Origin of the sequence: Streptomyces sp. NBC_01481, assembly GCF_026339995.1 — a bacterium.
GTDB lineage: Bacteria > Actinomycetota > Actinomycetes > Streptomycetales > Streptomycetaceae > Streptomyces.
On sequence record NZ_JAPEPT010000002.1, the window covers coordinates 1 to 25,001 of the forward strand.

Sequence of the window (25,001 nt, forward strand, 5' to 3'; positions counted from 1 at the left end):
GGCTGGGGCGGACCTGTACGTACAGGCCACAGCCGGTCTGCGGGGTGCGCTCAACACCTTCCTGGGCGACGCCGGCAACGGCCACGGCGAGCAGCGCGGCACCCCCTTCGTCATAGGCGTCGCCGGGTCCGTCGCGGTCGGCAAGTCCACCGTCGCGCGTGTCCTCCAGGCGATGCTGGCCCGCTGGCCGGAGCACCCGCGGGTCGAGCTGGTCACCACCGACGGCTTTCTGCTGCCGATGAAGGAGCTGGAGTCCCGCGGCCTGATGTCGCGCAAGGGCTTCCCCGAGTCGTACGACCGCCGTGCGCTGACCCGTTTCGTCGCCGACATCAAGGCGGGCAAGGACGAGGTCACCGCCCCCGTCTACTCCCACCTGATCTACGACATCGTTCCGGACGAGCGCCTCACGGTCCGCCGCCCCGACATCCTGATCGTCGAGGGCCTCAACGTCCTCCAGCCGGCCCTGCCCGGCAAGGACGGCCGCACCCGCGTCGGTCTCGCCGACTACTTCGACTTCAGTGTGTACGTGGACGCGCGGCCCGAGGACATCGAGACCTGGTACCTCAACCGCTTCCGCAAGCTGCGCGAGACGGCCTTCCAGAACCCCTTCTCGTACTTCAGGAAGTACACCCAGGTCTCCGAGGAGGAGGCCCTGGACTACGCCCGCACGATGTGGCGCACCATCAACAAGCCCAATCTGCTGGAGAATGTGGCGCCGACCCGCGGCCGGGCCACGCTCGTGCTCCGGAAGGGACCCGACCACAAGGTGCAGCGCCTCTCCCTCCGTAAACTCTGAGCATGCTGCATCTGCGCCTGATCGTTCCTGCCGACCAAACGGACGAAGTCGTACGGACGGTGGAGAGAACGGTTGGCACCACCCACCTGGCCGTCGTCCCGGGCGTCGCCCGCAATCCCCAGGGCGATCTGGTGCTGTGCGACGTGGCGCGTGAGGCGGGCGACGAACTCATCGGCAGCCTGCGCGCGCTGGGCATCGACGAGACCGGGTCGATCGCCGTCGAGAACATCGACCTGTCGCTCTCCAGCCGCGCCGACAAGGCGGAGGCCGAGGCGCCGGGCGAGGGCGCGGACGCGGTGCTCTGGGAGCACCTGACCGACGCCACCCACGAGGAGTCGACGCTCTCCGTCACCTACATCGCCTTCCTGACGCTGGCGACCATGATCGCGGCGTGCGGTGTGGTGCTCGACAACGCGATCCTCATCGTCGGCGCGATGGCGGTGGGCCCGGAGTTCGGCCCGCTGGCGGGCATCTGCACGGCCCTGGTCCAGCGCGCCCCGCGCCTGGCGTGGCGCTCGTTCCTGGCTCTGATCGTGGGCTTCGCCGCGGCGATGGCGCTCACGGTCGCCTTCAGCTACTTCATGGACTCAACGGGACTGTTCACCGAGGAACAACTGAAGGCCGACCGCCCCAACACGGGCTTCGTCTACGCCCCGGACTGGTTCTCGTTCGTCGTCGCAGTGCTGGCGGGGTCGGCAGGCATGCTCTCCCTCACCTCGGCCAAGTCCGGCGCCTTGGTCGGTGTGGCCATCTCGGTGACGACGGTCCCGGCCGCCGCGAACGCCGCAGTGGCACTCAGCTATGGGGACCTGGAGCAGACCTGGGGCTCGACGGAGCAGCTGCTGCTTAATCTGCTGGGCATCGTGCTGGCCGGCACGCTGACGCTGCTGGTGCAGAAGTTCCTGTGGGCCAGGCAGCGGGAGCGTACGGCGGCGAAGTCCGGAGGGGTCTGACATCAGACCCCTCCGGGGATCGGCGTGGGGGTCCGGGAGGATCAGCCGAGCGCGGACTTGACCGCGTCCGCGAGCCGCCCCGCCACCGAGCGGGCCTGCTCGATGTCGGCGGCTTCGACCATGACCCGTACGAGCGGCTCGGTGCCCGAAGGACGCAGCAGTACGCGACCGGTGGCGCCCAGCTCGCGCTCCGCGTCGGCTACGGCGGCTGCCAGCTCGGCGGAGGTCCTCACCCGCGACTTGTCGACGTCCGGGACGTTGATGAGCACCTGCGGCAGCCGGTTCATGACGGCGGCCAGCTCGGCCAGCGAACGGCCGGTCGCGGCAACCCGGGCCGCCAGCATCAGGCCGGTGAGCGTGCCGTCGCCGGTCGTCGCGTGGTCGAGGACGATGACGTGCCCGGACTGCTCGCCGCCCAGGGCGTAGCCCTCGGCCTTCATCGACTCCAGTACGTACCGGTCGCCGACCGCGGTCTGCACCATCTGTACGCCCTCGCGCTCCATCGCCAGCTTGAAACCGAGGTTGGACATGACGGTGGCGACGACGGTGTCCTTGCGCAGCGTCCCGGCCTCGCGCATCGCCAGGGCGAGCACGGCCAGAATCTGGTCCCCGTCGACTTCCTCACCCGAGCCGTCGACGGCCAGGCAGCGGTCCGCGTCACCGTCGTGCGCGATGCCGAGGTCGGCGCCGTGCTCGATGACGGCGGCCTTCAGCATGCCGAGGTGCGTGGACCCGCAGCCGTCGTTGATGTTGAGCCCGTCGGGGTCGGCGCCGATGGTGACGACCTCGGCCCCGGCCCGGGCGAAGGCCTCGGGCGAGACGCGGGCGGCCGCGCCGTGCGCCTCGTCGAGGACGACCTTGAGGCCGTCGAGGCGGTTCGGCAGCACGGCGATCAGATGGGCGACGTACCTGTCGAAGCCCTCGTCGTAGTCGGTGACCCGGCCGACGCCCGCGCCGGTGGGCCGCTCCCAGGGCTCACCGGTGCGGTGCTGCTCGTAGACCGTCTCGATACGGTCCTCGAGCTCGTCGGCGAGCTTGTGGCCGCCGCGCGCGAAGAACTTGATGCCGTTGTCCGGCATGGCGTTGTGGCTCGCAGAGAGCATCACACCGAGGTCGGCACCGAGGGCGCCGGTGAGATACGCCACGGCGGGGGTGGGCAGCACGCCGACCCGCAGGACGTCGACGCCCGCGCTCGCGAGACCCGCCACGACGGCGGCCTCCAGGAACTCTCCCGACGCTCGCGGATCACGGCCGACCACGGCGGTCGGCCGATGCCCTGCAAAGGTCCCCGCTTCGGCGAGCACATGTGCCGCAGCGACTGAGAGGCCGAGCGCGAGCTCCGCCGTCAGATCCGCATTGGCGACACCGCGCACGCCGTCCGTGCCGAAGAGTCGTCCCACAGCTGTCCTCCGAAATGCTCCGAAAATGCAAGCCTCTGAGCGCCATAGCCCGTCATGCGCCCGAGGTAGTTGATAAACGAACGCCCCGGCAGCACGGAGTGCCGCCGGGGCGAACGTAAGCCGTACAGGCCAGCGAGCGATTTAGCGCTTGCTGTACTGCGGGGCCTTGCGGGCCTTCTTCAGACCGGCCTTCTTGCGCTCGACCGCACGGTCGTCGCGGGAGAGGAAGCCGGCCTTCTTGAGCGCCGGGCGGTTGTTGTCCATGTCCGCCTCGTTCAGCGCGCGGGCCACGCCGAGGCGCAGGGCGCCGGCCTGGCCGGAGACGCCGCCACCCGAGATGCGGGCGATGACGTCGTAGCGGTTGTCGAGCTCGAGCACCTTGAAGGGCTCGTTGACTTCCTGCTGGTGCACCTTGTTGGGGAAGTACTCCTCAAGGGTGCGACCGTTGATCTTCCACTTGCCGGTGCCCGGAACGATCCGGACGCGGGCGATGGCGTTCTTGCGACGGCCCAGGCCGGCAGCCGGCTGCGGGTCGCCGAAGCGGGACGCCATGGACTCGGAGGTGTACTCGCCCTCGACGGGGGCTTCCGACTCGAAGGTCGTCACCTCGGCGAAGGTCTCTTCGCCCTCGAGCGGGGTCTCTGCAGTGGTCTCGGCCACGATTCTCCTCAGATTTCTTTACGTCTTAGGGGGTGGCCGGAACTACTGCGCGACCTGGGTGATCTCGAACGGGACCGGCTGCTGAGCAGCGTGCGGGTGGTTCTCGCCCGCGTAGACCTTCAGCTTCGAGAGCATCTGACGGCCCAGGGTGTTCTTGGGGAGCATTCCCTTGATGGCCTTCTCGATGGCCTTCTCGGGGCTCTTGGCGAGCAGCTCGTCGTAACGGATGGAACGCAGACCACCCGGGTAGCCGGAGTGGCGGTACGCCATCTTCTGGGTCCGCTTGTTGCCGGACAGGTGAACCTTCTCGGCGTTGATGATGATGACGAAGTCACCAGCGTCAACGTGCGGCGCGTAGATCGGCTTGTGCTTGCCCCGCAGAAGGGTGGCGGCGGTGGTCGCCAGACGGCCCAGGACAATGTCCTGCGCGTCGATGATGTGCCACTGGCGCGTCACATCGCCGGGCTTGGGGCTGTACGTACGCACGGTCGTATGCCTTCGCTTCTTCAGTGATGGGGTCTCCCCAGGCCCGCTAGGGCTGAGGGGACGGGTCCTGACAAGGCCACCCGGACGATCACGACAGCCTTGGCGGCGCTACGGGGACGCAACCCGAGTGCCTGCCGCTGGTCATCGGCCCGGTGGACCGGCGTAAGGGCCCCTCACGTGAGATAGAGCAAGCCAATACGCATAACGAACCAGAAGAATACCCGCGGTCCCCCACCTGGGTCAAAATGCGCGCGCTGGGCCTGGCCGGTTCCCGCCCCCACCGACGCCCAGGGTGGCCCTGTACGCCCTGCGCGGCCCCGGTCGCCGCTCGGGACCGGGGTCGCCCCTGGGACCCTCAGCTGCCGCGCCCAGGGGCCTTCCCGGGTGCCGCCCGCGGATCCCGGCCCCAGGCCTCACCCCACGGCGTGGGCGCAGCCGCCGCCAAGAGCGGGGCCCGGCGGGGGGCGCAGCCCCGCCCACACCCAGCGACGCGAAGCTGCCGCCCCACAGAGCCGGGGCGAAGCACTGGCGGCGGCAGAGCCGCCGACCGCTCACCCGCGTGGGGCGCACCCCGTCCGGACCCCGGCGGCGCGAAGCTGCCGCCCCCAGAGCGGGGGCGAAGCGCTCCAGGCGGCGGAGCCCCTGCGCCCCGCCCGGGTCCCGCGGCGCGAAGCTGCCGCGCCCCCCGGGGTCCGGGGCGGAGCTCCGGTTTCGGGAAGGGGCGGGGTGGGGGAAAGGCCCGCCGCAGGCGCGCCCCGCCCCACCTCACCGCGCCCGCGCCACCCTCCCCTCGTCCCACACCGGCTCCCCCGCCTCCCGCACCACCCCGTCCGCCCCGAACACCAGATACCGGTCGAATGTCTTCGCGAACCACCTGTCGTGCGTCACCGCCAGCACCGTCCCCTCGTACGCCTCCAGCCCCTCCTGCAGCGCCTCCGCCGACTCCAGGTCCAGGTTGTCCGTCGGCTCGTCCAGCAGCAGCGCCGTCGTGCCCGCCAGCTCCAGGAGCAGGATCTGGAACCGCGCCTGCTGTCCGCCCGACAGCTTCTCGAAGCGCTGGTCCCCCTGCCGTTCCAGTTCGTAGCGCCGCAGGACCGACATCGCCCCGCCCCGGTCCTTCGCATGCTCGGTCCACAGGATGTCGACCAGCGTCCGCCCGAGCAGTTCCGGGTGCGCGTGCGTCTGCGCGAAGTGCCCGGGCACCACCCGCGCCCCCAGCTTCCACTCGCCCTTGTGCGCCACGGACGTGTCGCCCGCCAGCAGCCGCAGGAAGTGCGACTTCCCGGACCCGTTGGAGCCGAGCACGGCGACCCGCTCCCCGTAGAAGATCTCCAGCGAGAACGGTTTCATCAGCCCGGTGAGCTCAAGCCCGGCGCAGGTCACCGCCCGTACCCCCGTGCGCCCGCCCCGCAGCCGCATCTTGATGTCCTGCTCGCGCGGCGGCTCGGCCGGCGGGCCCGCCTCCTCGAACTTCTTGAAGCGCGTCTGCATCGCCCGGTACCGCGACGCCATGTCAGGGCTGATCGCCGCCTGCTGCCGCAGCCGCAGCACGAGCGCGCGCAGCCGCGCGTGCTCCTCGTCCCAGCGCCGCTTCAGCTCCTCGAACCGCGCGAACCGCTCCCGCCGCGCCTCGTGATACGTACCGAAGCCTCCGCCGTGCACCCACACGTCCGACCCCGCGGGCCCCGGCTCCACACTCACGATCTTCTCCGCCGTCCGCGACAGCAACTCCCGGTCGTGGGAGACGAAGAGGACCGTCTTACGGGTCTCCTTCAGCCGGTCCTCCAGCCACCGCTTCCCCGGCACGTCCAGATAGTTGTCCGGTTCGTCGAGGAGCAGCACCTCCTCGGGCCCCCGCAGCAGCGCCTCGAGCACCAGCCGCTTCTGCTCGCCGCCGCTGAGGGTGCGCACCAGCCGCCACTGCGCGCTCTCGTACGGAACCCCCAGCGCGGCGGTCGTGCACATGTCCCAGACCGTCTCAGCCTCGTACCCCCGCGCCTCCGCCCAGTCGCTCAGCGCCTGCGCGTACGTCATCTGCGCGGCCTCGTCGTCGACCGTCATGATCAGGTGTTCCGCGGCATCCACCGCCGCGGCCGCTTCCCTGATCCGCGGCTGGGCCACCGACACCAGCAGGTCGCGTACGGTCCGCTCGTCCCGTACGGATCCGACGAACTGCCGCATCACGCCGAGCCCGCCGCTCGACGACACCGTCCCGCCGTGCGCCTGCAGCTCACCCGCCATCAGCCGCAGCAGGGTCGTCTTGCCCGCGCCGTTCGCCCCGACCAGGGCGACCACCGCGCCTTCGCCCACGCGGAACGAGGCGTCGCCGAGGAGGACCCGCCCGTCCGGTAGGTAGTACTCCAGATGCGCCGCCTCGAGATGTCCCATGCTCCGATTCTCACCGCCGACGTCCCGTGCGCCCAACAGGTTTAGGATGCGCGGCATGAGCTTTGGGCAGGGGGGACCCCAGTGGGGGTCCGGTGGACAGAACCAGGACCCGTACGGAGGGCAGGACCCGTACCGGGGGCAGAACTCGTACGGCGCACCTGACCCGTACGGCGCGGACCAGGCCACGCCGGACCCGTTCGGCCTTCGGGCCAGGGCGGCAGCGGCGGACAACACCCCGGACTGGGCCGCGCTCGCCGACGCCTCCGCGGCCCGCACGCGCCGCAGGCGCTGGCTGCTGATCGGCGGCGGCGCGCTCGCCACCGCCGCGGTCGCGGGCATCGTGGCGAGCGCGATCGTCTCTTCCAACAGCGATGACAGCAACCAGTCCTCGGACAAGAACGCGAGCCAGCTGCCCGCGGCCCCCGAGCTGCCCAGCGACACCACCCAGCCCGAGCCGTCCTTCTCGTCGGTCGCGCCGCTGCCCCCGCCGGACCCCAAGGACTTCATCTCCGACCGGAAGAAGGACACGGCGCCACTCAGCGCGGAGTCCCTCTTCCCGGGCAGGAAGCTGACGATGGGTGAGCGTGTCTACGACAAGGGCGCCACGGCCCGCACCGGTGACTGCAAGTCCGTCACCAAGGGCGCCCTCGGCGCGGCCCTCGAAAACAACGGCTGCGAACAGGTCTTCCGCGTCACCTACAGCGCGGGCGGCATCGCGGTCACCGTCGGCGTGGCCACCTTCGAGAACGAGGCCAAGGCCAAGAAGGCCGTGCAGCAGGCGTCGGGCAACATCGTGCCGCTGTCCGGCGACGGCGTCCCCGCCTTCTGCCAGGGCGGCCCGGTCTGCCGCTCCACGTACAACTCCTACGGCCGGTACGCCTACATCACGTTCACCGGCTACACCAAGGCCAAGTCCGTCACCAAGGGAGACACCAAGGCCTTCCAGATCGGCGACGACCTGGGGGAGTTCACGTTCCGTCAGATCCGCAGGCGCGGCGAGGCCCAGGCCTCAGCAGCAGCCGCCCAACCCGCCGCCTGACCCGGGCAGCGAGCGCTTGTTGCGGGCCTCCCGGTTCCGGGCGGCCAGCAACTCGTCTGCGGGGTAGCCGACTTCCTCCAGCGTGAGCCCGTGCGGCCGCACCACATGGACGGCCGAGTCCCGTACGCCCGCGGCCAGTACCTTCCCCGGCCACTCCACAGGCCGGTGCCCGTCCCCCACGAACAGCAGCGCGCCGACCAGGGAGCGCACCATGTTGTGGCAGAAGGCATCGGCCTTCACGGTCGCCGTGATGACGCCTGCCGCATCCCGCTCCCACGAGAGCTGCTGCAGCGTACGGATGGTGGTGGCGCCCTCGCGCTTCTTGCAGTACGCCGCGAAGTCGTGTTCGCCGACCAGCTTTTCGGCCGCGGCGTTCATGGCGTCGACGTCCAACGGCCAGTCGTGCCACAGCACATGACCGCGCAACAGCGGATCGACACCACCGGGGTTGTCGTTCACGCGGTAGGCGTACCGCCGCCAGATCGCCGAGAAGCGCGCGTTGAATCCGGCCGGAGCCTCCTCGACGCGCCAGATCCGCACATCCCGCGCGAGCCTCCCGGCCAGCCGCTTCAGCAGCTTCTCCCGGTGCTCGGCCCACACCTCCACCGGCAGATCCACATGCGCGACCTGCCCACGGGCGTGCACGCCGGCGTCCGTCCGCCCGGCGACGGTCAGTTCGTACGTCTGCGAGGAACGCGTCACCGTACGCAGCGCGTCCTCGATGTCCCCCTGGACGGTCCGTTGCCCACGGGCCTGCTTGGCCCAGCCGGAGAAGTCCCTGCCGTCGTACGACAGGTCCAGCCGCACCCGGACGTGTCCGGGCTCCACCTCGTCACTCACGTATCAGATCCTCTCAAAGCGGAACGGGCCCGCTCCCCGGAGGGAACGGGCCCGCTCGCACAGCCAGGTCAGAACGCTCAGGCGTCCTTGGCCTCGTCGGCCGGCTTGGCGTCCTCGACGACCTCGGCCTCGGCGGCCTTGGTCTCGGACTCCTTGACCGCACGCTTGGCGGCGGCCTCGGCCTCGGCGACGGTCGCCTTCTTGGCGATCTCACCCTCGACCAGCTCGATCACAGCCATCGGGGCGTTGTCGCCACGACGGTTGCCGATCTTGGTGATGCGGGTGTAGCCACCCGGGCGCTCGGCGTAGCGAGGAGCGATCTCGGTGAAGAGCGTGTGCACGATGCCCTTGTCCGTGATCGTCTGCAGCACCAGACGACGGTTGTGGATGTCGCCCTTCTTCGCCTTGGTGATCAGGCGCTCGGCGACCGGACGCAGGCGGCGGGCCTTGGCCTCGGTCGTGGTGATGCGGCCGTGCTCGAACAGCGACTTCGCGAGGTTCGCGAGAAGCAGACGCTCGTGCGCGGCGCTGCCGCCGAAACGGGCTCCCTTGGTGGGACGCGGCATGGTGTTTCTCCTTGTGATCTGCACCGGCCGTATCAGGTACCGGTGTCAGTTACCGGCGGGCGGCCGCCCGCCGGAAGTTTCCCTGAACCGCAGGGCTCAGTACTGCTCGGTCTCCACGAAGCCCGCGTCCGCGTCGTCGTCGGCACCGAAGGCGTCGGCGGCGGCGGTCGGGTCGAATCCGGGCGGGCTGTCCTTCAGGGCCAGACCCATGCCGGCCAGCTTCGCCTTGACCTCGTCGATCGACTTCGCACCGAAGTTGCGGATGTCGAGCAGGTCGGCCTCGGAGCGGGCGACGAGCTCACCCACGGAGTGGATGCCCTCGCGCTTGAGGCAGTTGTACGAACGAACGGTGAGCTCGAGCTCCTCGATCGGCAGCGCCAGATCGGCAGCGAGCGCGGCGTCCGTCGGGGACGGACCCATGTCGATGCCCTCGGCGTCGATGTTGAGCTCGCGCGCCAGACCGAACAGCTCGACCAGGGTCTTACCGGCCGACGCCATGGCGTCACGCGGACGCATGGCCTGCTTGGTCTCGACATCGACGATCAGCTTGTCGAAGTCGGTGCGCTGCTCGACACGGGTCGCCTCGACCTTGTACGTGACCTTGAGCACCGGCGAGTAGATGGAGTCGACCGGGATACGGCCGATCTCCTGGCCCACCTGCTTGTTCTGCACGGCGGAGACGTAGCCGCGACCGCGCTCGACGGTCAGCTCCATCTCCAGCTTGCCCTTGCCGTTCAGCGTCGCCAGAACGAGGTCCGGGTTGTGGACCTCGACACCGGCCGGCGGGGCGATGTCAGCAGCGGTGACCAGGCCGGGACCCTGCTTGCGCAGGTACATCACGACCGGCTCGTCGTGCTCCGAGGAGACGACCAGCTGCTTGATGTTGAGGATGAGGTCGGTGACGTCCTCCTTGACGCCCGGCACGGTGGTGAACTCGTGCAGGACACCGTCGATCCGGATGCTGGTGACAGCAGCGCCGGGGATCGAGGAGAGGAGCGTACGGCGGAGCGAGTTACCGAGGGTGTAGCCGAAGCCCGGCTCCAGCGGCTCGATCACGAACCGTGAGCGGTACTCGTCGACGACCTCTTCGGTCAGCGAAGGACGCTGAGCGATAAGCATGAGAAATGCCTCCAGTCTTGGCACCCACTATTTGATGCCAACGGAACAAGGGTACGGGCGGTACGGCACCGAAGCGCCATACCGCCCGAAGTCCGGCCCCTACGGGGTCAGACGCGGCGACGCTTCGGGGGGCGGCAGCCGTTGTGCGGGGTGGGGGTGACGTCCTGGATCGAGCCGACCTCGAGGCCGGTGGCCTGGAGGGAGCGGATCGCGGTCTCACGGCCGGAGCCGGGACCCTTGACGAAGACGTCAACCTTGCGCATGCCGTGCTCCTGCGCGCGGCGGGCGGCCGACTCGGCGGCCATCTGCGCGGCGAAGGGGGTGGACTTGCGCGAGCCCTTGAAGCCGACGTGGCCGGCGGAGGCCCAGGAGATCACGTTGCCCGAGGGGTCCGTGATCGAGACGATCGTGTTGTTGAACGTGCTCTTGATGTGGGCGTGCCCGTGAGCGACGTTCTTCTTTTCCTTGCGGCGCACCTTCTTGGCAGCGCCCTGACGACCCTTGGGGGGCATCTATATCTCCTACAGGGAGGTGGTCGGTCCTACAGCGAAGACCGCTGATGAGCGTCCGCTGAGGACTACTTCTTGCCCGGCTTCTTCTTGCCGGCGATGGCGCGACGCGGGCCCTTGCGGGTACGAGCGTTCGTGCTGGTGCGCTGACCGTGGACCGGCAGGCCGCGGCGGTGCCGCAGACCCTGGTAGCAGCCGATCTCGACCTTACGGCGGATGTCGGCCTGAACCTCACGGCGGAGGTCACCCTCGGTGCGGAGGTTGGCGTCGACGTACTCGCGGATCTTGACGAGGTCCTCTTCGGCCAGGTCACGAACGCGGGTGTTCGGGTTCACGCCGGTGGTGGCGAGGATCTCCTTGGACCGGGTGCGCCCGATGCCGAAGACGTAGGTGAGGGCAACCTCCACACGCTTGTCGCGCGGGATGTCAACACCTGAAACGCGTGCCATTCAATGGCTCCAGTTGTTTTCGGGGGTCTTCCGCAGAGCCGCTCCCGACCGCCGACCTCTCGCGCAAGAGAGGTGGTACGGCCCGGGTCCCCGGCCCCCGCCGGAGGTGTCGTCAGCCGTAGCTTGGACGGGCTCTGCGTATGTACGTATTACGTGCGTCGCGCGAAGAACTGCGAGGTGCAGGTCGTGCTTCAGCCCTGGCGCTGCTTGTGGCGCAGGTTGTCGCAGATGACCATGACCCGACCGTGACGGCGGATCACCTTGCACTTGTCGCAGATCTTCTTGACGCTCGGCTTGACCTTCATGGGATGTGAGGTTCTCCGGGTCAGTGCCACCACCCACGCCGAAGCGGGGTGCGGGCAAGATCTACTTGTATCGGTAGACGATCCGCCCACGCGTCAGGTCGTACGGAGACAGCTCCACGACGACCCGGTCGTCCGGGAGAATACGGATGTAGTGCATCCGCATCTTGCCGGAGATGTGCGCGAGGACCTTGTGACCGTTCTGGAGTTCCACCTTGAACATGGCGTTCGGGAGGGACTCGATCACGGTGCCCTCAATTTCGATGGCACCTTGCTTCTTGGCCACGCTTCGCCTTTCGAATCGGCTACCTTGATCGACTCACGCTCACCGCATGCAGACACACGAGTACACGAGAGCCGACGCATCAGTCTACGTCAGGCCATCCGAAATGACGAATCCGGCAAGTCTGCCCACCCCCGGAGATCGTTAAGCCAGCGGGTCCGGCGCCGTCGTGATGCCCAGCTCCGCCAGCTTCGCCCTGCCGCCGTCGGGCGCCGTCAGCACCAGCGGGCCCTCTTCCGTCAGAGCCACCGAGTGCTCCCAGTGCGAGGACCACGTGCCGTCCGTCGTGATGACCGTCCAGTCGTCCTGGAGCACCTCGGTGTGCGGGGTGCCCAGCGAGACCATCGGCTCGATCGCCAGGCAGAAGCCGGGGACCAGCTTCGGGCCTTTGCCGCGCTTGCGCGAGACATAGTTCAGCAGGTGCGGGTCCATGTGCATCTCGGTGCCGATGCCGTGGCCGCCGTACTCCTCGATGATCCCGTACCGTCCGCCGCCCGGCTTCGGCTGGCGGCGGATGTACGTCTCGATCGCACGGGAGACGTCGACCAGCCGGCTGCCGTTCTTCATCGCCGCGATACCGGCCCACATCGACTCCTCGGTGACCCGGGAGAGTTCGATCAGCTCCGGAGCGTGACCATCGCCGACGAAGACCGTGTAGGCCGCGTCGCCGTGCCAGCCGTCGATGATCGCCCCGGCGTCGACCGAGATGACGTCGCCGTCCTTGAGGACGGTCTTCTCGTCCGGGATGCCGTGCACGACCACCTCGTTGACCGAGGTGCAGATGGTCGCGGGGAAGCCGCCGTACCCGAGGAAGTTCGACTTCGCACCATGGTCGGCGATCACCTTGCGGGCGACCTCGTCCAGATCCTTCGTGGTGGCGCCCGGCACGGCCGCTTCGCGTGTCGCCGCATGGATCGCGGCGACGACCAGCCCCGCCTCACGCATCTTGGCGATCTGCTCCGGGGTCTTGATCTCCACCATGGCCTTGCCTTCCACCTCTGACGTGTCTCTGCTCAACAGTACGGCCGCGGCGTCCGTCGGACACCGCGGCCGTACCAGGAGTTACTACGGGGTACTGCTCAGCTCTTCGCGGACTTCTTCAGCGCGTCCATCGCCCGCTGCGTCACGTCCGTGACCTTGCCGAGCGCGGAGATCGTGACTACCAGGTTCTGCGCCCGGTAGTAGTCGATGATCGGCTCGGTCTGCGTGTGGTAGACCTCGAGGCGCCGGCGCACGGTCTCCTCGGAGTCGTCGTCGCGCTGGTAGAGGTCGCCGCCGCAGATGTCGCAGACACCCTCGTGCTTCGACGGGGAGTACGTGACATGGAAGACATGGCCGGAGTCGTTGCGGCAGATGCGGCGACCCGCGATCCGCTTCACGACCTCGTCCTCGGGGACCTCAAGGTCGAGCACCGCGTCCAGCGTCATGCCCTCGGACTTGAGCATCGCGTCGAGCGCCTCGGCCTGCGAGACATTGCGCGGGAAGCCGTCCAGCAGAAAGCCGTTCGCGGCATCCGGCTGTTCCATCCGGTCCTTGGCCATGCCGATGGTGACCTCGTCGGGCACCAGATCTCCCGCGTCCATGTAGGCCTTGGCCTGGAGACCGAGCTCCGTGCCCTGGCTGATGTTGGCGCGGAAGAGGTCGCCCGTGGAGATGTGCGGGATCGACAGGTTCTTGGCAAGGTACGCAGCCTGCGTTCCCTTGCCGGCACCGGGCGGCCCGACGAGGACGATTCGCATCAGCGGAGGAACCCTTCGTAATTGCGCTGCTGGAGCTGGCTCTCGATCTGCTTCACGGTCTCCAGACCCACACCCACGATGATGAGGATGCTCGTCCCGCCGAACGGGAAGTTCTGGTTCGCGCCTCCGAAGCCTGCCAACGCCATCGTCGGGACAAGAGCAATCAGACCCAGGTACAGCGAGCCCGGCCAAGTGATCCTGTTGAGCACGTAGCTCAGGTACTCGGCAGTAGGTCGACCTGCCCGGATACCCGGGATGAAGCCACCATACTTCTTCATGTTGTCCGCGACTTCCTCGGGGTTGAACGAGATCGCCACATAGAAGAAGGCGAAGAACACGATCAACAGGAAGTACGTCGCGATGTAGTACGGGTGGTCGCCCTTGACGAAGTGCTGTTCAATCCACGTCTTCCAGCCCGCTTGCGAGTTGGAGAACTGCGCGACCAGCGCCGGAATGTAGAGCAGCGACGAGGCGAAGATGACGGGAATCACACCCGCCTGGTTCACCTTCAGCGGGATGTACGTGGACGTGCCGCCGTACGAACGCCGCCCGATCATGCGCTTCGCGTACTGAACCGGGATACGGCGCTGGGCCTGCTCGACGAAGACGACCAGGGCGACCATCACAAAGCCGATCAGGATGACGGTCCCGAACTCGATCCAGCCCTTGGCGAGCTTTCCGCTCGCCTTGATGGCCCACAGGGCACCCGGGAAACCGGCGGCGATCGAGATGAACATCAGGATCGACATGCCGTTGCCGATGCCGCGGTCGGTGATGAGCTCACCGAGCCACATGACTGCGGCGGTGCCCGCGGTCATGGTGACGACCATGACGATGGTGGTGAAGATCGAGCGGTCGGGAACGATCTGGTCGCCGACGGAACAGTTGCCGAAGAGTGCTCCGGAGCGGGCGGTGGCGACCAGGCCGGTGCCCTGCAGCACGGCGAGGGCGACCGTCAGATAGCGCGTGTACTGCGTGATCTTCGCGGTACCGGACTGGCCCTCCTTCTTGAGGGCCTCCAGCCGCGGAATGACCACGGTCAGCAGCTGCAGGATGATGCTCGCCGTGATGTACGGCATGATGCCGAGCGCGAAGATCGTGATCTGCAGCAGCGCTCCGCCACTGAACATGTTGACCAGGCCGAACAGGCTGTTGTTGCCCTTCGAAGCCTGGTCCACACACGTCTGTACGTTCTGGTAATCGACGCCAGGGACCGGGATGTGTGATCCCAGCCGGTACAGCACGATGATGGCGAGCGTGAAGAGCAGCTTCTTGCGCAGGTCGGGCGTCTTGAACGCCCGGGCGAACGCGGTGAGCACGGTGCCTCCTGCGACCCCCGCGCTACTGCGTCAGAGGTGACGGTATTGAGGATCGACGAATACGTATCAAGCATTCCGCTTGGTCCAGGTGCACAGACCACGCGGTCCGGGGGCAGAACCCCCTTTGTTTACAGCAACAGTGCACGCCACCTTACCGGCGGAAGTGCCCCCCTAGGAACGACCAACCGGGGATGCCCCATTTGAGAGGCATCCCCGGTCGATTTTCAGCTTTCAGCCACTGAACTCGTCTCAGACGAGCTCGGTGACGGTGCCGCCGGCAGCGGCAATCTTCTCCTTGGCGGAACCGGAGACGGCGTCAACCGTCACCTGCAGCGCCACGGAGATCTCGCCCTGGCCCAGGACCTTGACGAGGCTGTTCTTGCGCACCGCACCCTTGGCGACCAGGTCGGCAACGGTGACCTCGCCACCCTCCGGGTAGAGGGCGCCGAGCTTGTCCAGGTTCACGACCTGGTACTCGGTGCGGAACGGGTTCTTGAAGCCCTTGAGCTTCGGGAGACGCATGTGGAGGGGCATCTGCCCACCCTCGAAGCGCTCCGGAACCTGGTAACGGGCCTTGGTGCCCTTGGTACCACGACCTGCGGTCTTACCCTTGGACGCCTCACCACGACCCACACGGGTCTTGGCGGTCTTGGCGCCCGGGGCGGGCCGGAGGTTGTGGACCTTCAGCGGGTTGTTCTCCGCCATGTCAGTCGACCTCCTCAACCGTGACGAGGTGGCGGACGGTGTGCACCATGCCGCGGAACTCGGGACGGTCCTCCTTGACAACCACGTCGTTCAGGCGCTTGAGCCCGAGCGAACGCAGGGTGTCGCGGTGGTTCTGCTTGCTGCCGATGTACGACTTCGTCTGCGTGATCTTGAGGCGGGCCATTACGCAGCACCCGCTCCCGCACGCGCACGAAGCAGAGCCGCGGGGGCGACGTCCTCGAGGGGCAGACCACGGCGAGCCGCGATCTCCTCGGGACGCTGCAGGCCCTTGAGGGCCGCCACGGTCGCGTGCACGATGTTGATCGCGTTGGACGAGCCGAGCGACTTCGACAGGATGTCGTGAACGCCGGCGCACTCGAGCACGGCGCGCACCGGGCCACCGGCGATAACACCGGTACCGGGGGAAGCAGGCTTGAGCAGGACGACGCCCGCGGCCTTCTCGCCCGTGATCGGGTGCGGGATGGTGCCCTGGATACGCGGAACCTTGAAGAAGTTCTTCTTGGCCTCTTCAACGCCCTTGGCGATGGCCGCGGGAACTTCCTTGGCCTTGCCGTATCCGACACCTACGGTGCCGTCACCGTCGCCCACCACGACCAGCGCGGTGAAGCTGAAGCGGCGACCACCCTTGACAACCTTGGCAACGCGGTTGATCGCGACAACGCGCTCAACATAAGCGGTCTTCTCGGCGGCAGGGCCACCGTCGCGACCCTTCCGGTCCCGCCGCTCGCCGCCACCGGCACCGCTTCCGCGGCGCTGGGGTCCAGCCATTGGATTTACCTCTCTCTGTTACGTCCGTTAGTCCCGGAACCGGGGCTCAGAACTTCAGCCCGGCTTCGCGGGCGGCGTCAGCCAGAGCGGCAATGCGCCCGGCGTACCTGTTGCCACCACGGTCGAACACGACGGTCTCGACGCCGGCAGCCTTCGCACGCTCGGCGACAAGCGCGCCGACCTGCTTGGCCTGGGCGCTCTTGTCGCCCTCGCCACCACGAATCGAGGTGTCCAGGGTCGACGCCGACGCGAGCGTGTGGCCCGCGATGTCGTCGATGACCTGCGCAACGATGTTGCGGTTGGAGCGCGTCACGACCAGGCGCGGACGCTCCGGCGTGCCGGAGACGTGCTTGCGGACGCGGATGTGGCGGCGCTTGATGGCGGCGCGCTTGTACGCGTCGCCCTTGGCAATCTTCACACCGTATGCCATGGCTTACTTACCCGCCTTTCCGACCTTGCGGCGGATGACCTCGCCGGCGTACTTGACACCCTTGGCCTTGTACGGGTCGGGCTTCCGCAGCTTGCGGATGTTCGCGGCGACCTCGCCGACCTTCTGCTTGTCGATGCCCTCGACCGAGAACTTGGTCGGCGACTCGACCTTGAAGGAGATGCCCTCGGGCGCCTCCACCAGGATCGAGTGGCTGTAGCCGAGCTGGAACTCCAGGTTGGAGCCCTTCGCGGCGACGCGGTAACCGACACCGCTGATCTCGAGCGCCTTGACGTACCCCTGGGTCACGCCGGTGATCATGTTCGCCACCAGCGTGCGGGACAGGCCGTGCAGGGCCTTGTTCTGACGCTCGTCGTTGGGACGGGTGACGTTGAGAACGCCGTCCTCGCCCTTAACAATCTCGATCGGCGCGGCGACGGTGTGCGAGAGGGAACCCTTGGGGCCCTTCACCGCGACCGTGCGGCCATCGATGGTGACGTCCACACCGGCGGGAACCTGGATGGGGAGCTTGCCGATTCGCGACATTAGCTATTCCTCCGTTCCCGACTACCAGACGTAGGCGAGGACTTCCCCACCCACGCCCTTCTTCTGCGCCTGCTGGCCGGTCAGGAGACCGTGGGACGTGGAGATGATCGCCACGCCCAGGCCGCCGAGAACCTTCGGCAGGTTGGTGGACTTCGCGTACACGCGCAGACCCGGCTTGGAGATTCGCTTGATGCCGGCGATCGAACGCTCGCGGTTCGGGCCGAACTTCAGCTCCAGGACGAGGTTCTTGCCGACCTCGGCGTCCTCGACCTTCCAGCCGGTGATGAAGCCCTCCTGCTGGAGGATCTCCGCGATGTGCGACTTGATCTTGCTGTGCGGCATCACGACGGAGTCGTGGTATGCCGAGTTCGCGTTACGCAGACGCGTGAGCATGTCTGCGATGGGATCAGTCATGGTCATGAATTGGCCTTCGGCCTCTCTCGCCGGGGTTTCCTGTATGCGCCATCCCTCTCCCCACTCAGTGGCGGGACGGGTGCGGTGCGGGGACCTACGGCGTAGTAAGTCGGTCAGGGCGGCGGGCGCCCAACCCCACAAGCCTACGGCATGTGAAGGAGGGCTCCCGCCGACCAGATACTTACCGAGAGCCTCCGGTAATTCCCAAGTAGGGAATTACCAGGAGCTCTTGGTCACGCCCGGCAGCTCGCCACGGTGAGCCATCTCACGAAGGCACACGCGGCACAGGCCGAACTTGCGGTAGACGGAGTGCGGACGGCCACAGCGCTGGCAGCGGGTGTAGGCGCGCACACCGAACTTGGGCTTACGAGCAGCCTTGGCAACAAGAGCCTTCTTCGCCATCTCGCTTACGCCTCCTTGAACGGGAAGCCGAGGTGACGAAGGAGCGCGCGGCCCTCAGCGTCGTTGGTCGCCGTGGTGACCACGGTGATGTCCATACCCCGGACGCGGTCGATCTTGTCCTGGTCGATCTCGTGGAACATGACCTGCTCCGTGAGACCGAAGGTGTAGTTGCCACGGCCGTCGAACTGCTTGGGGGACAGACCACGGAAGTCGCGGATGCGCGGAAGCGCGAGCGACAGGGTGCGGTCCAGGAACTCCCACATGCGGTCGCCACGAAGCGTGACGTGGCAGCCGATCGGCTGGCCCTCACGCAGCTTGAACTGCGCGATGGACTTACGAGCCTTGGTGACGGCAGGCTTCTGGCCGGTGATCGTGGTGAGGTCGCGAATCGCGCCGTCGATCAGCTTGGAGTCGCGGGCGGCGTCGCCCACACCCATGTTGACCACGATCTTGACGAGGCCGGGGATCTGCATGACGTTCTCGAACGAGAACTCCTCACGCAGCTTGCCCGCGATCTCCTCGCGGTACTTCGTCTTCAGACGCGGAGTGGTGGTGGTAGCCATCAGATGTCCTCACCCGTCCGCTTGGCAACGCGGATCTTGTTGCCCTCGTCGTCGAAGCGGTAACCGACGCGCGTGACGACCTTGTTGCCGTCCTTCTCCACGACGAGCTGAACGTTGCTCACGTGGACAGGGGCCTCGGTCGTGACGATGCCACCGGTCTGCGAACCGCGAGCGGTCTGACCGGCCTTGGTGTGCTTCTTGACCCGGTTGACACCCTCGACCAGAACGCGGTCCTCGCGGGGGAAGGCCGCGATGACCTTGCCCTGCTTGCCCTTGTCCTTGCCGGTGATGACCTGAACCAGGTCGCCCTTCTTGATCTTCATGCTTACAGCACCTCCGGCGCGAGCGAGATGATCTTCATGAACTTCTTCTCGCGCAGCTCACGGCCCACCGGGCCGAAGATACGGGTGCCGCGAGGGTCGCCGTCGTTCTTCAGAATGACAGCGGCGTTCTCGTCGAAGCGGATGTACGAGCCGTCCTGGCGGCGGCGCTCCTTGACGGTGCGAACGATGACCGCCTTGACGACGTCACCCTTCTTCACGTTGCCACCGGGGATCGCGTCCTTGACGGTGGCGACAATGACGTCACCGATGCCCGCGTAGCGGCGACCGGAACCACCGAGAACACGGATGCAAAGGATCTCCTTGGCACCAGTGTTGTCGGCGACACGCAGTCGCGACTCCTGCTGGATCACGTCTATCTCCTGTTTGTCTGCCGGTTCCCGGCCGGGGCTGTACTGGACAGCCCCGGCCGAGCCTGGCGGAACCGACTCGAAGGGTTACCCCTTCAAGTAATTACTTGGCCTTCTCGAGGATCTCGACGATGCGCCAGCGCTTGGTCGCCGACAGCGGACGCGTCTCCATGATGAGGACGCGGTCGCCGACGCCGGCAGCGTTCTGCTCGTCGTGCGCCTTGAGCTTGTTCGTACGGCGGATGACCTTGCCGTACAGCGCGTGCTTCACGCGGTCCTCGACGGCGACGACGACGGTCTTGTCCATCTTGTCGCTGACGACCAGACCCTCACGGGTCTTGCGGAATCCGCGGTCGATCTTGTTCTCAGTCACGTTGCTCTCGCTCATCAGGCGCTCTCCACCGTCTCGATGCCCAGCTCGCGCTCACGCATCAGGGTGTAGATCCGCGCGATGTCCTTCCGGACGGCCTTCAGCCGACCGTGGTTCTCGAGCTGACCGGTCGCCGCCTGAAAGCGGAGGTTGAACAGCTCTTCCTTGGCCTCGCGGAGCTTGGCAACAAGCTCCTCGTTGCCCAGTTCGCGCAGCTCGGACGCCTTGGTACCGGTAGACATCACGACTCACCTGCCTCGCGCCGAACGATCCGGCACTTCATCGGAAGCTTGTGAGCAGCGCGGGTAAGCGCCTCACGCGCAATCTTCTCGTTCGGGTAGGACAGCTCGAACATCACCCGACCGGGCTTGACGTTCGCGATCCACCACTCCGGGGAACCCTTACCGGAACCCATGCGGGTCTCGGCAGGCTTCTTCGTCAGCGGACGGTCCGGGTAGATGTTGATCCAGACCTTGCCGCCACGCTTGATGTGGCGGGTCATCGCGATACGAGCCGCCTCGATCTGGCGGTTGGTCACGTACGCCGGAGTGAGGGCCTGAATGCCGTACTCGCCGAACGCAACCTGCGTACCACCCTTGGACATACCGCTGCGCTTGGGGTGGTGCTGCTTGCGGTGCTTGACCCTACGGGGGATCAGCATGTCGGTCAGGCCTCCGTTCCGGTGCTCTCAGCAGCCGGAGCAGCGGCAGCGGCGGGAGCCTCGGCCTTGGGGGCCTCGGCTGCCGGCGCGGACTGCTGCGGCTTGCGGCCGCGACCGCCACCACGCTCGCCACCACGGCCACCGCGACCGGCCGGGCGGTCGGTGCCGCCTCGGGCCGGACGGTTGCCGGCGCGGGCAGCGGCGTTCTCGGCGCGGACCTCGGCGATGTTCTTGACGTCGCCCTTGTAGATCCAGACCTTCACACCGATACGGCCGAAGGTCGTCTTGGCCTCGAAGAAGCCGTAGTCGACGTTCGCACGGAGCGTGTGCAGGGGCACGCGGCCCTCGCGGTAGAACTCCGAGCGGGACATCTCGGCGCCGCCGAGACGGCCGCCACACTGGATCTTGATGCCCTTGGCGCCGGCCTTCATCGTGCCCTGCATGCTCTTACGCATGGCGCGACGGAAGGAGACGCGGGAGGACAGCTGCTCGGCAACGGCCTGCGCGACCAGCTGAGCGTCGACCTCGGGGTTCTTGACCTCGAGGATGTTCAGCTGGACCTGCTTGCCCGTGAGCTTCTCGAGGTCGCCGCGGATGCGGTCGGCCTCGGCGCCACGGCGGCCGATGACGATGCCGGGACGCGCGGTGTGGATGTCCACCCGCACGCGGTCACGGGTGCGCTCGATCTCAACCTTCGAGATACCGGCGCGCTCCATGCCGGACGTCATCATCCGACGGATGGCGACGTCTTCCTTGACGTAGTCCTTGTACAGCTTGTCGGCGTACCAACGGGACTTGAAGTCCGTCGTGATGCCGAGCCGGAACCCATGCGGGTTAACCTTCTGGCCCATTACCGGGTTCCTTCCTTGCTGCTGACGACCACGGTGATGTGGCTGGTCCGCTTACGGATCCGGTAGGCACGGCCCTGAGCACGCGGACGGAACCGCTTCAGGGTCGGGCCCTCGTCCACGTACGCCTCGCTGATGACCAGCGAAGAGGCGTCGGTGTGGTCGTAGTTGTGTGCAGCGTTGGCGATGGCGCTGTCAAGCACCTTGCCAACCGGCACGCTCGCGGCCTGCGGGGCGAAACGCAGGACCGCCTGAGCCTCCGTGGCATCCATGCCACGGATGAGGTCCACCACTCGGCGGGCCTTCATGGGCGTGACGCGGATGTACCGCGCCTGGGCCCTGGCTTCCATGGTTGTCCCTTCGGTGTAAGTCATAGTCAGTCACCCCGCGTTAGCGGCGCTTCGACTTCCGGTCGTCCTTGACGTGGCCGCGGAAGGTGCGAGTCGGCGAGAACTCGCCGAGCTTGTGGCCGACCATCGACTCGGTGACGAACACCGGGACGTGGGTCTTGCCGTTGTGCACCGCGATCGTGTGGCCCAGCATGGCCGGGACGATCATCGAGCGACGGGACCAGGTCTTGATGACGTTCTTGGTGCCGGCTTCGTTCTGGACATCCACCTTCTTGATGAGGTGGTCGTCGACGAAGGGCCCCTTCTTGAGACTGCGCGGCATCTAAACCCGCTCCTAGCGCTTCTTGTTCGTCTTGCGGCGGCGGACGATGTACTTGCTCGATGCCTTCTTCGGCGAGCGAGTACGACCCTCCTTCTGACCCCACGGGCTGACCGGGTGGCGACCACCGGAGGTCTTGCCCTCACCACCACCGTGCGGGTGGTCAACCGGGTTCATCGCGACACCGCGGACGGTCGGGCGTACGCCCTTCCAGCGCAGACGGCCGGCCTTGCCCCAGTTGATGTTCGACTGCTCGGCGTTGCCGACCTCGCCGATGGTGGCGCGGCAGCGGGCGTCGACCAGCCGGATCTCACCGGACGGCATACGAAGGTGGGCCATAGTGCCCTCCTTCGCCAGCAGCTGCACGGAGGCACCCGCGGAACGGGCGAACTTCGCGCCGCCGCCGGGCCGCAGCTCGATGGCGTGGATGGTCGTACCGACCGGGATGTTGCGCAGCGCCAGGTTGTTGCCGGGCTTGATGTCGGCGGCCGGGCCGTTCTCGACACGGTCGCCCTGCGTCAGGCCCTTGGGCGCGATGATGTAGCGCTTCTCGCCGTCTGCGTAGTGCAGAAGCGCGATGCGCGCGGTGCGGTTCGGGTCGTACTCGATGTGAGCGACCTTGGCCGGCACGCCGTCCTTGTCGTGACGACGGAAGTCGATCACGCGGTAGGCGCGCTTGTGGCCACCGCCCTGGTGACGGACGGTCACACGACCGGTGTTGTTACGGCCGCCCTTGCTGTGCAGGGGGCGGACCAGCGACTTCTCCGGCGTGGACCGCGTGATCTCGACAAAGTCGGCGACGCTGGAGCCACGACGGCCCGGGGTCGTCGGCTTGTACTTGCGGATACCCATTTCTCAGTCCTCGTCCGATTCCGGACGACTCGACCTCCGTCAGGAGGTCGGGCCGCCGAAGATGTCGATTCGGTCGCCCTCAGCGAGGGTCACGATGGCGCGCTTGGTGTTGGCGCGCTTGCCGAAACCGGTCTTGGTGCGCTTGCGCTTACCCTGACGGTTGATCGTGTTGACCCCGGTGACCTTGACCGAGAAGACCGCCTCGACGGCCTGCTTGATCTGGGTCTTGTTGGAGCCGGGCGCGACGATGAACGTGTACTTGTTCTCGTCGAGCAGGGCGTAGCTCTTCTCGGACACAACCGGCTTGACGAGAACGTCGCGCGGGTCCGTGAAGGTCTTGCTGGTTACGGTCGCCTCGGACATCAGGCGTCGCTCCCTTCGGTCTCAGCGGCCTTGGGGCCAGACACGAAGGACTCGAAGGCGGCCTTGGTGAAGACCACGTCGTCGGAGACGAGCACGTCGTACGTGTTCAGCTGGCCCGGCTCCAGGAGGTGCACCTGGGGCAGGTTGCGGGCGGAGAGCCACGCGGCCTCGTCGGCCCGCTCGACGACCAGGAGCACGTGCTTGCGCTCGCTGATCTTGCCCAGCAGGGTCTTCGCGGCCTTCGTGGAGACGCCACCGTCGACCACGCCGGTGACGACGTGGATACGGCTGTTGCGGGCCCGGTCGGAGAGGGCACCGCGCAGGGCGGCGGCCTTCATCTTCTTGGGGGTCCGCTGCGAGTAGTCACGCGGCGTGGGGCCGTGGACGACGCCACCGCCGGCGAACTGCGGCGCACGGGTCGAACCCTGGCGCGCGCGGCCGGTGCCCTTCTGGCGGTAAGGCTTCTTGCCACCACCACGGACCTCGCCACGGCGCTTGACCTTGTGCGTGCCCTGACGGGCGGCGGCCAGCTGCGCGACGACGACCTGGTGGATCAGCGGGATGCTGACCTTGGCGTCGAAGATCTCGGCCGGGAGCTCGACGGTCCCGGACTTGTCGCCCGCGGGCGACAGAATGTCAATGGTGCTCATAGTCCTCAGACCCCCTTGGCCGCAGTGCGGACGAGGACGAGGCCGCCGTTCGGACCAGGAACCGCGCCCTTGATGAGCAGCAGGCCCTTCTCCGCGTCAACCGCGTGGATGGTCAGGTTCTGGGTGGTGACCCGCTCGTTACCCATGCGGCCCGCCATGCGCATGCCCTTGAAGACACGCCCAGGGGTGGCGCAGCCACCGATGGAACCGGGCGAGCGGTGCTTGCGCTGGGTGCCGTGACCGGCGCCGAGGCCCTTGAAGTTGTGACGCTTCATGACACCGGCGAAGCCCTTGCCCTTGCTCTTGCCCGTGACGTCAACCTTGACGCCGGACTCGAACAGCTCGGCAGTGATCTCCTGGCCGAGCGTGTACTCGCTGGCGTCGGAGGTACGGAGCTCCACCAGGTGGCGGCGCGGGGTCACGTCGGCCTTGGCGAAGTGGCCCTTGAGGGGCTTGTTCACCTTGCGAGGGTCGATCTCGCCGAAGGCGATCTGGACCGACTCGTAGCCGTCGACGTCATTCGTACGGACCTGGGTCACAACGTTCGGACCGGCCTTGACCACAGTCACCGGGACGACACGGTTGTTCTCGTCCCAGACCTGGGTCATGCCGAGCTTCTCGCCCAGGATGCCCTTGATCTGCTTAGCCATCTCTTCCGCGCCTCTCAGAGCTTGATCTCGATGTCAACGCCGGCCGGAAGGTCCAGGCGCATCAACGAGTCAACGGTCTTGGGCGTCGGGTCGAGGATGTCGATCAGGCGCTTGTGCGTGCGCATCTCGAAGTGCTCGCGCGAGTCCTTGTACTTGTGCGGCGACTTGATGACGCAGTACACGTTCTTCTCAGTGGGCAGCGGCACCGGGCCTGCAACCGACGCACCAGTACGGGTCACCGTCTCGACGATCTTCTTCGCCGAAGAGTCGATGACCTCGTGGTCGTAGGCCTTGAGCCGGATGCGGATCTTCTGTCCCGCCATGGCTACTCAGTAGTCCTGTCTCTCGTAACGCTCTGGAACTCGGCGGGTACTGCTTTCTTCTCCGACCCACGCGGTCGGGCGTGTCGCACTCCCTCTACGAAGATCTCCCGAAGGATTTCCCAACCAAGGGGTGCGGGCCGTAGCCGCGCATCGGGGGAAGAACACCCACCGAGTGCCTGGTCGGTACCCCGCTGACACTTCCCGGAAGATTCCCGTACGTCCGCTCCAGC

Annotated in this window: 38 protein-coding genes; 3 read left to right on the forward strand and 35 right to left on the reverse strand. The window is 67.2% G+C overall.

Going from position 1 to position 25,001, the window contains the following annotated elements; translation table 11 throughout:
* Together coaA and OOK40_RS10335 are read left to right on the forward strand one after the other, a co-directional pair.
* The coding region (gene coaA / locus OOK40_RS10330) for a type I pantothenate kinase (RefSeq protein ID WP_266479135.1) at nucleotides 1-796 on the forward strand (796 nt) is incomplete at its 5' end.
* Nucleotides 797-798: 2 nt separating this feature from the next.
* Entirely contained in the window at nucleotides 799-1,749 is a 951-nt protein-coding gene (locus tag OOK40_RS10335) for a DUF389 domain-containing protein (protein WP_266479137.1), read from the forward strand.
* Nucleotides 1,750-1,790: 41 nt separating this feature from the next.
* Here the strand turns inward: OOK40_RS10335 and glmM are convergent, their stop codons facing one another.
* The 4 genes from glmM to OOK40_RS10355 all read right to left on the reverse strand — a co-directional run bounded on the left by glmM (nucleotide 1,791) and on the right by OOK40_RS10355 (nucleotide 6,683).
* A complete protein-coding gene (gene glmM, locus OOK40_RS10340; protein ID WP_266479139.1) occupies nucleotides 1,791-3,149 on the reverse strand; it encodes a phosphoglucosamine mutase in 1,359 nt (452 codons plus the stop codon).
* A gap of 141 nt (nucleotides 3,150-3,290) precedes the next feature.
* Entirely contained in the window at nucleotides 3,291-3,809 is a 519-nt protein-coding gene (gene rpsI, locus OOK40_RS10345; RefSeq protein WP_266479141.1) for a 30S ribosomal protein S9, read from the reverse strand.
* A 42-nt stretch (nucleotides 3,810-3,851) separates the two neighbouring features.
* Entirely contained in the window at nucleotides 3,852-4,295 is a 444-nt protein-coding gene (rplM, locus tag OOK40_RS10350; protein ID WP_266479143.1) for a 50S ribosomal protein L13, read from the reverse strand.
* 765 nt (nucleotides 4,296-5,060) lie between these two features.
* Nucleotides 5,061-6,683 carry an ABC-F family ATP-binding cassette domain-containing protein gene (locus OOK40_RS10355; protein ID WP_266479145.1) on the reverse strand — a complete coding sequence of 541 codons (1,623 nt, stop codon included), beginning with the start codon at nucleotides 6,681-6,683 and terminating at the stop codon, nucleotides 5,061-5,063.
* Between the two features lie 55 nt (nucleotides 6,684-6,738).
* Between OOK40_RS10355 and OOK40_RS10360 the strand changes: the two genes are divergently transcribed.
* Nucleotides 6,739-7,722, forward strand: a complete 984-nt coding sequence (locus OOK40_RS10360; RefSeq protein WP_266479147.1) for a hypothetical protein — start codon at nucleotides 6,739-6,741, stop codon at nucleotides 7,720-7,722.
* On the opposite strand, the gene truA is transcribed toward OOK40_RS10360, so the two are convergent.
* The 31 genes from truA to rpsJ form a co-directional block, all read right to left on the reverse strand.
* Nucleotides 7,693-8,562, reverse strand: a complete 870-nt coding sequence (gene truA, locus OOK40_RS10365; RefSeq protein WP_266479149.1) for a tRNA pseudouridine(38-40) synthase TruA — start codon at nucleotides 8,560-8,562, stop codon at nucleotides 7,693-7,695. The two genes, OOK40_RS10360 and truA, sit on opposite strands and share 30 nt — an antisense overlap.
* 77 nt (nucleotides 8,563-8,639) lie before the next feature.
* On the reverse strand, nucleotides 8,640-9,128 hold the full coding sequence (gene rplQ / locus OOK40_RS10370) for a 50S ribosomal protein L17 (RefSeq protein ID WP_266479151.1): 489 nt from the start codon (nucleotides 9,126-9,128) through the stop codon (nucleotides 8,640-8,642).
* A gap of 96 nt (nucleotides 9,129-9,224) precedes the next feature.
* A complete protein-coding gene (locus tag OOK40_RS10375; RefSeq protein ID WP_003956430.1) occupies nucleotides 9,225-10,247 on the reverse strand; it encodes a DNA-directed RNA polymerase subunit alpha in 1,023 nt (340 codons plus the stop codon).
* Between the two features lie 107 nt (nucleotides 10,248-10,354).
* On the reverse strand, nucleotides 10,355-10,759 hold the full coding sequence (gene rpsK / locus OOK40_RS10380; RefSeq protein ID WP_003956432.1) for a 30S ribosomal protein S11: 405 nt from the start codon (nucleotides 10,757-10,759) through the stop codon (nucleotides 10,355-10,357).
* A 65-nt stretch (nucleotides 10,760-10,824) separates the two neighbouring features.
* Nucleotides 10,825-11,205 (reverse strand): 30S ribosomal protein S13, encoded by a 381-nt coding sequence (gene rpsM, locus OOK40_RS10385; protein ID WP_142214193.1) that lies wholly within the window; start codon nucleotides 11,203-11,205, stop codon nucleotides 10,825-10,827.
* A 191-nt stretch (nucleotides 11,206-11,396) separates the two neighbouring features.
* Nucleotides 11,397-11,510, reverse strand: coding sequence for a 50S ribosomal protein L36 (gene rpmJ, locus OOK40_RS10390; RefSeq protein ID WP_003956441.1), 114 nt, complete (start codon nucleotides 11,508-11,510; stop codon nucleotides 11,397-11,399).
* A gap of 61 nt (nucleotides 11,511-11,571) precedes the next feature.
* The gene (gene infA / locus OOK40_RS10395) at nucleotides 11,572-11,793 is read right to left on the reverse strand and encodes a translation initiation factor IF-1 (RefSeq protein WP_003956442.1); all 222 of its coding nucleotides are present in this window, start codon (nucleotides 11,791-11,793) and stop codon (nucleotides 11,572-11,574) included.
* A gap of 141 nt (nucleotides 11,794-11,934) precedes the next feature.
* Nucleotides 11,935-12,771 carry a type I methionyl aminopeptidase gene (gene map, locus OOK40_RS10400; protein WP_266479155.1) on the reverse strand — a complete coding sequence of 279 codons (837 nt, stop codon included), beginning with the start codon at nucleotides 12,769-12,771 and terminating at the stop codon, nucleotides 11,935-11,937.
* Nucleotides 12,772-12,869: 98 nt separating this feature from the next.
* The gene (locus OOK40_RS10405; RefSeq protein WP_266479157.1) at nucleotides 12,870-13,529 is read right to left on the reverse strand and encodes an adenylate kinase; all 660 of its coding nucleotides are present in this window, start codon (nucleotides 13,527-13,529) and stop codon (nucleotides 12,870-12,872) included.
* Nucleotides 13,529-14,848 carry a preprotein translocase subunit SecY gene (gene secY / locus OOK40_RS10410; protein ID WP_266479159.1) on the reverse strand — a complete coding sequence of 440 codons (1,320 nt, stop codon included), beginning with the start codon at nucleotides 14,846-14,848 and terminating at the stop codon, nucleotides 13,529-13,531. The genes OOK40_RS10405 and secY overlap by 1 nt, the downstream gene beginning before the upstream one ends.
* A gap of 249 nt (nucleotides 14,849-15,097) precedes the next feature.
* Nucleotides 15,098-15,553 (reverse strand): 50S ribosomal protein L15, encoded by a 456-nt coding sequence (gene rplO, locus OOK40_RS10415; RefSeq protein WP_142214197.1) that lies wholly within the window; start codon nucleotides 15,551-15,553, stop codon nucleotides 15,098-15,100.
* Between the two features lies 1 nt (nucleotide 15,554).
* Complete coding sequence (gene rpmD / locus OOK40_RS10420; RefSeq protein ID WP_005313525.1) at nucleotides 15,555-15,737, reverse strand: 50S ribosomal protein L30; 183 nt, start codon at nucleotides 15,735-15,737, stop codon at nucleotides 15,555-15,557.
* Entirely contained in the window at nucleotides 15,737-16,342 is a 606-nt protein-coding gene (rpsE, locus tag OOK40_RS10425; protein ID WP_266479162.1) for a 30S ribosomal protein S5, read from the reverse strand. Before rpsE ends, rpmD begins: the two co-directional genes overlap by 1 nt.
* A gap of 46 nt (nucleotides 16,343-16,388) precedes the next feature.
* Nucleotides 16,389-16,772 (reverse strand): 50S ribosomal protein L18, encoded by a 384-nt coding sequence (rplR, locus tag OOK40_RS10430; protein ID WP_266479163.1) that lies wholly within the window; start codon nucleotides 16,770-16,772, stop codon nucleotides 16,389-16,391.
* A 3-nt stretch (nucleotides 16,773-16,775) separates the two neighbouring features.
* Nucleotides 16,776-17,315 (reverse strand): 50S ribosomal protein L6, encoded by a 540-nt coding sequence (gene rplF, locus OOK40_RS10435; RefSeq protein ID WP_266479164.1) that lies wholly within the window; start codon nucleotides 17,313-17,315, stop codon nucleotides 16,776-16,778.
* Nucleotides 17,316-17,336: 21 nt separating this feature from the next.
* On the reverse strand, nucleotides 17,337-17,735 hold the full coding sequence (rpsH, locus tag OOK40_RS10440; RefSeq protein WP_005313538.1) for a 30S ribosomal protein S8: 399 nt from the start codon (nucleotides 17,733-17,735) through the stop codon (nucleotides 17,337-17,339).
* Nucleotides 17,736-17,945: 210 nt separating this feature from the next.
* Nucleotides 17,946-18,131, reverse strand: coding sequence for a type Z 30S ribosomal protein S14 (locus tag OOK40_RS10445; RefSeq protein WP_099500629.1), 186 nt, complete (start codon nucleotides 18,129-18,131; stop codon nucleotides 17,946-17,948).
* A 5-nt stretch (nucleotides 18,132-18,136) separates the two neighbouring features.
* Complete coding sequence (gene rplE / locus OOK40_RS10450) at nucleotides 18,137-18,694, reverse strand: 50S ribosomal protein L5 (RefSeq protein ID WP_266479165.1); 558 nt, start codon at nucleotides 18,692-18,694, stop codon at nucleotides 18,137-18,139.
* Nucleotides 18,694-19,017, reverse strand: coding sequence for a 50S ribosomal protein L24 (rplX, locus tag OOK40_RS10455; RefSeq protein WP_142214201.1), 324 nt, complete (start codon nucleotides 19,015-19,017; stop codon nucleotides 18,694-18,696). The genes rplE and rplX overlap by 1 nt, the downstream gene beginning before the upstream one ends.
* Nucleotides 19,018-19,019: 2 nt before the next feature.
* A complete protein-coding gene (gene rplN, locus OOK40_RS10460; RefSeq protein WP_003956455.1) occupies nucleotides 19,020-19,388 on the reverse strand; it encodes a 50S ribosomal protein L14 in 369 nt (122 codons plus the stop codon).
* Between the two features lie 100 nt (nucleotides 19,389-19,488).
* Complete coding sequence (rpsQ, locus tag OOK40_RS10465; protein ID WP_266479166.1) at nucleotides 19,489-19,773, reverse strand: 30S ribosomal protein S17; 285 nt, start codon at nucleotides 19,771-19,773, stop codon at nucleotides 19,489-19,491.
* On the reverse strand, nucleotides 19,773-19,997 hold the full coding sequence (rpmC, locus tag OOK40_RS10470; protein WP_142214203.1) for a 50S ribosomal protein L29: 225 nt from the start codon (nucleotides 19,995-19,997) through the stop codon (nucleotides 19,773-19,775). The genes rpsQ and rpmC overlap by 1 nt, the downstream gene beginning before the upstream one ends.
* Nucleotides 19,997-20,416 carry a 50S ribosomal protein L16 gene (rplP, locus tag OOK40_RS10475; protein ID WP_014047785.1) on the reverse strand — a complete coding sequence of 140 codons (420 nt, stop codon included), beginning with the start codon at nucleotides 20,414-20,416 and terminating at the stop codon, nucleotides 19,997-19,999. Before rplP ends, rpmC begins: the two co-directional genes overlap by 1 nt.
* Before the next feature lie 5 nt (nucleotides 20,417-20,421).
* The gene (gene rpsC / locus OOK40_RS10480) at nucleotides 20,422-21,267 is read right to left on the reverse strand and encodes a 30S ribosomal protein S3 (RefSeq protein WP_266479167.1); all 846 of its coding nucleotides are present in this window, start codon (nucleotides 21,265-21,267) and stop codon (nucleotides 20,422-20,424) included.
* Nucleotides 21,267-21,614: a 50S ribosomal protein L22 gene (gene rplV, locus OOK40_RS10485; RefSeq protein WP_004571827.1), complete on the reverse strand. Its 348-nt coding sequence runs from the start codon at nucleotides 21,612-21,614 to the stop codon at nucleotides 21,267-21,269. Before rplV ends, rpsC begins: the two co-directional genes overlap by 1 nt.
* Before the next feature lie 40 nt (nucleotides 21,615-21,654).
* Complete coding sequence (gene rpsS, locus OOK40_RS10490) at nucleotides 21,655-21,936, reverse strand: 30S ribosomal protein S19 (RefSeq protein ID WP_003956461.1); 282 nt, start codon at nucleotides 21,934-21,936, stop codon at nucleotides 21,655-21,657.
* 12 nt (nucleotides 21,937-21,948) lie between these two features.
* Nucleotides 21,949-22,785: a 50S ribosomal protein L2 gene (rplB, locus tag OOK40_RS10495; protein WP_108151510.1), complete on the reverse strand. Its 837-nt coding sequence runs from the start codon at nucleotides 22,783-22,785 to the stop codon at nucleotides 21,949-21,951.
* A gap of 39 nt (nucleotides 22,786-22,824) precedes the next feature.
* Nucleotides 22,825-23,148 (reverse strand): 50S ribosomal protein L23, encoded by a 324-nt coding sequence (rplW, locus tag OOK40_RS10500; protein WP_266479168.1) that lies wholly within the window; start codon nucleotides 23,146-23,148, stop codon nucleotides 22,825-22,827.
* A complete protein-coding gene (gene rplD, locus OOK40_RS10505; RefSeq protein ID WP_266479169.1) occupies nucleotides 23,148-23,798 on the reverse strand; it encodes a 50S ribosomal protein L4 in 651 nt (216 codons plus the stop codon). Before rplD ends, rplW begins: the two co-directional genes overlap by 1 nt.
* 5 nt (nucleotides 23,799-23,803) lie before the next feature.
* Nucleotides 23,804-24,448 (reverse strand): 50S ribosomal protein L3, encoded by a 645-nt coding sequence (gene rplC, locus OOK40_RS10510; RefSeq protein WP_266479171.1) that lies wholly within the window; start codon nucleotides 24,446-24,448, stop codon nucleotides 23,804-23,806.
* Nucleotides 24,449-24,462: 14 nt separating this feature from the next.
* Nucleotides 24,463-24,771, reverse strand: coding sequence for a 30S ribosomal protein S10 (gene rpsJ / locus OOK40_RS10515; RefSeq protein WP_003948644.1), 309 nt, complete (start codon nucleotides 24,769-24,771; stop codon nucleotides 24,463-24,465).
* Between the last annotated feature and the right edge of the window lie 230 nt (nucleotides 24,772-25,001).

What these genes read in the sequence shown, in the direction of transcription:
- rplX (WP_142214201.1), bottom strand. Translation starts at nt 19,017, where the DNA reads ATGAAGATCAAGAAGGGCGACCTGGTTCAGGTCATCACCGGCAAGGAC.
- rplW (WP_266479168.1), bottom strand. Translation starts at nt 23,148, where the DNA reads ATGTCCGAGGCGACCGTAACCAGCAAGACCTTCACGGACCCGCGCGAC.
- rplV (WP_004571827.1), bottom strand. Translation starts at nt 21,614, where the DNA reads ATGGAAGCCAGGGCCCAGGCGCGGTACATCCGCGTCACGCCCATGAAG.
- map (WP_266479155.1), bottom strand. Translation starts at nt 12,771, where the DNA reads ATGGTGGAGATCAAGACCCCGGAGCAGATCGCCAAGATGCGTGAGGCG.
- rpsM (WP_142214193.1), bottom strand. Translation starts at nt 11,205, where the DNA reads ATGGCACGCGTTTCAGGTGTTGACATCCCGCGCGACAAGCGTGTGGAG.
- rplQ (WP_266479151.1), bottom strand. Translation starts at nt 9,128, where the DNA reads ATGCCGCGTCCCACCAAGGGAGCCCGTTTCGGCGGCAGCGCCGCGCAC.
- rplP (WP_014047785.1), bottom strand. Translation starts at nt 20,416, where the DNA reads ATGCTGATCCCCCGTAGGGTCAAGCACCGCAAGCAGCACCACCCCAAG.
- rplD (WP_266479169.1), bottom strand. Translation starts at nt 23,798, where the DNA reads ATGAGCACCATTGACATTCTGTCGCCCGCGGGCGACAAGTCCGGGACC.
- rpsE (WP_266479162.1), bottom strand. Translation starts at nt 16,342, where the DNA reads ATGGCTGGACCCCAGCGCCGCGGAAGCGGTGCCGGTGGCGGCGAGCGG.
- rplC (WP_266479171.1), bottom strand. Translation starts at nt 24,448, where the DNA reads ATGGCTAAGCAGATCAAGGGCATCCTGGGCGAGAAGCTCGGCATGACC.
- rpsC (WP_266479167.1), bottom strand. Translation starts at nt 21,267, where the DNA reads ATGGGCCAGAAGGTTAACCCGCATGGGTTCCGGCTCGGCATCACGACG.
- rplF (WP_266479164.1), bottom strand. Translation starts at nt 17,315, where the DNA reads ATGTCGCGAATCGGCAAGCTCCCCATCCAGGTTCCCGCCGGTGTGGAC.
- rpmC (WP_142214203.1), bottom strand. Translation starts at nt 19,997, where the DNA reads ATGTCTACCGGTACCAAGGCGTCCGAGCTGCGCGAACTGGGCAACGAG.
- rpmJ (WP_003956441.1), bottom strand. Translation starts at nt 11,510, where the DNA reads ATGAAGGTCAAGCCGAGCGTCAAGAAGATCTGCGACAAGTGCAAGGTG.
- rpsJ (WP_003948644.1), bottom strand. Translation starts at nt 24,771, where the DNA reads ATGGCGGGACAGAAGATCCGCATCCGGCTCAAGGCCTACGACCACGAG.
- rplB (WP_108151510.1), bottom strand. Translation starts at nt 22,785, where the DNA reads ATGGGTATCCGCAAGTACAAGCCGACGACCCCGGGCCGTCGTGGCTCC.
- OOK40_RS10355 (WP_266479145.1), bottom strand. Translation starts at nt 6,683, where the DNA reads ATGGGACATCTCGAGGCGGCGCATCTGGAGTACTACCTACCGGACGGG.
- rpsK (WP_003956432.1), bottom strand. Translation starts at nt 10,759, where the DNA reads ATGCCCCCCAAGGGTCGTCAGGGCGCTGCCAAGAAGGTGCGCCGCAAG.
- rpsQ (WP_266479166.1), bottom strand. Translation starts at nt 19,773, where the DNA reads ATGAGCGAGAGCAACGTGACTGAGAACAAGATCGACCGCGGATTCCGC.
- OOK40_RS10335 (WP_266479137.1), top strand. Translation starts at nt 799, where the DNA reads ATGCTGCATCTGCGCCTGATCGTTCCTGCCGACCAAACGGACGAAGTC.
- OOK40_RS10360 (WP_266479147.1), top strand. Translation starts at nt 6,739, where the DNA reads ATGAGCTTTGGGCAGGGGGGACCCCAGTGGGGGTCCGGTGGACAGAAC.
- rplE (WP_266479165.1), bottom strand. Translation starts at nt 18,694, where the DNA reads ATGGCTACCACCACCACTCCGCGTCTGAAGACGAAGTACCGCGAGGAG.
- OOK40_RS10405 (WP_266479157.1), bottom strand. Translation starts at nt 13,529, where the DNA reads ATGCGAATCGTCCTCGTCGGGCCGCCCGGTGCCGGCAAGGGAACGCAG.
- OOK40_RS10375 (WP_003956430.1), bottom strand. Translation starts at nt 10,247, where the DNA reads ATGCTTATCGCTCAGCGTCCTTCGCTGACCGAAGAGGTCGTCGACGAG.
- rpmD (WP_005313525.1), bottom strand. Translation starts at nt 15,737, where the DNA reads ATGGCCCGCCTCAAGATCACGCAGACGAAGTCGTACATCGGCAGCAAG.
- rpsS (WP_003956461.1), bottom strand. Translation starts at nt 21,936, where the DNA reads ATGCCGCGCAGTCTCAAGAAGGGGCCCTTCGTCGACGACCACCTCATC.
- rplR (WP_266479163.1), bottom strand. Translation starts at nt 16,772, where the DNA reads ATGGCATACGGTGTGAAGATTGCCAAGGGCGACGCGTACAAGCGCGCC.
- OOK40_RS10445 (WP_099500629.1), bottom strand. Translation starts at nt 18,131, where the DNA reads ATGGCGAAGAAGGCTCTTGTTGCCAAGGCTGCTCGTAAGCCCAAGTTC.
- rpsH (WP_005313538.1), bottom strand. Translation starts at nt 17,735, where the DNA reads ATGACCATGACTGATCCCATCGCAGACATGCTCACGCGTCTGCGTAAC.
- rplO (WP_142214197.1), bottom strand. Translation starts at nt 15,553, where the DNA reads ATGGCGGAGAACAACCCGCTGAAGGTCCACAACCTCCGGCCCGCCCCG.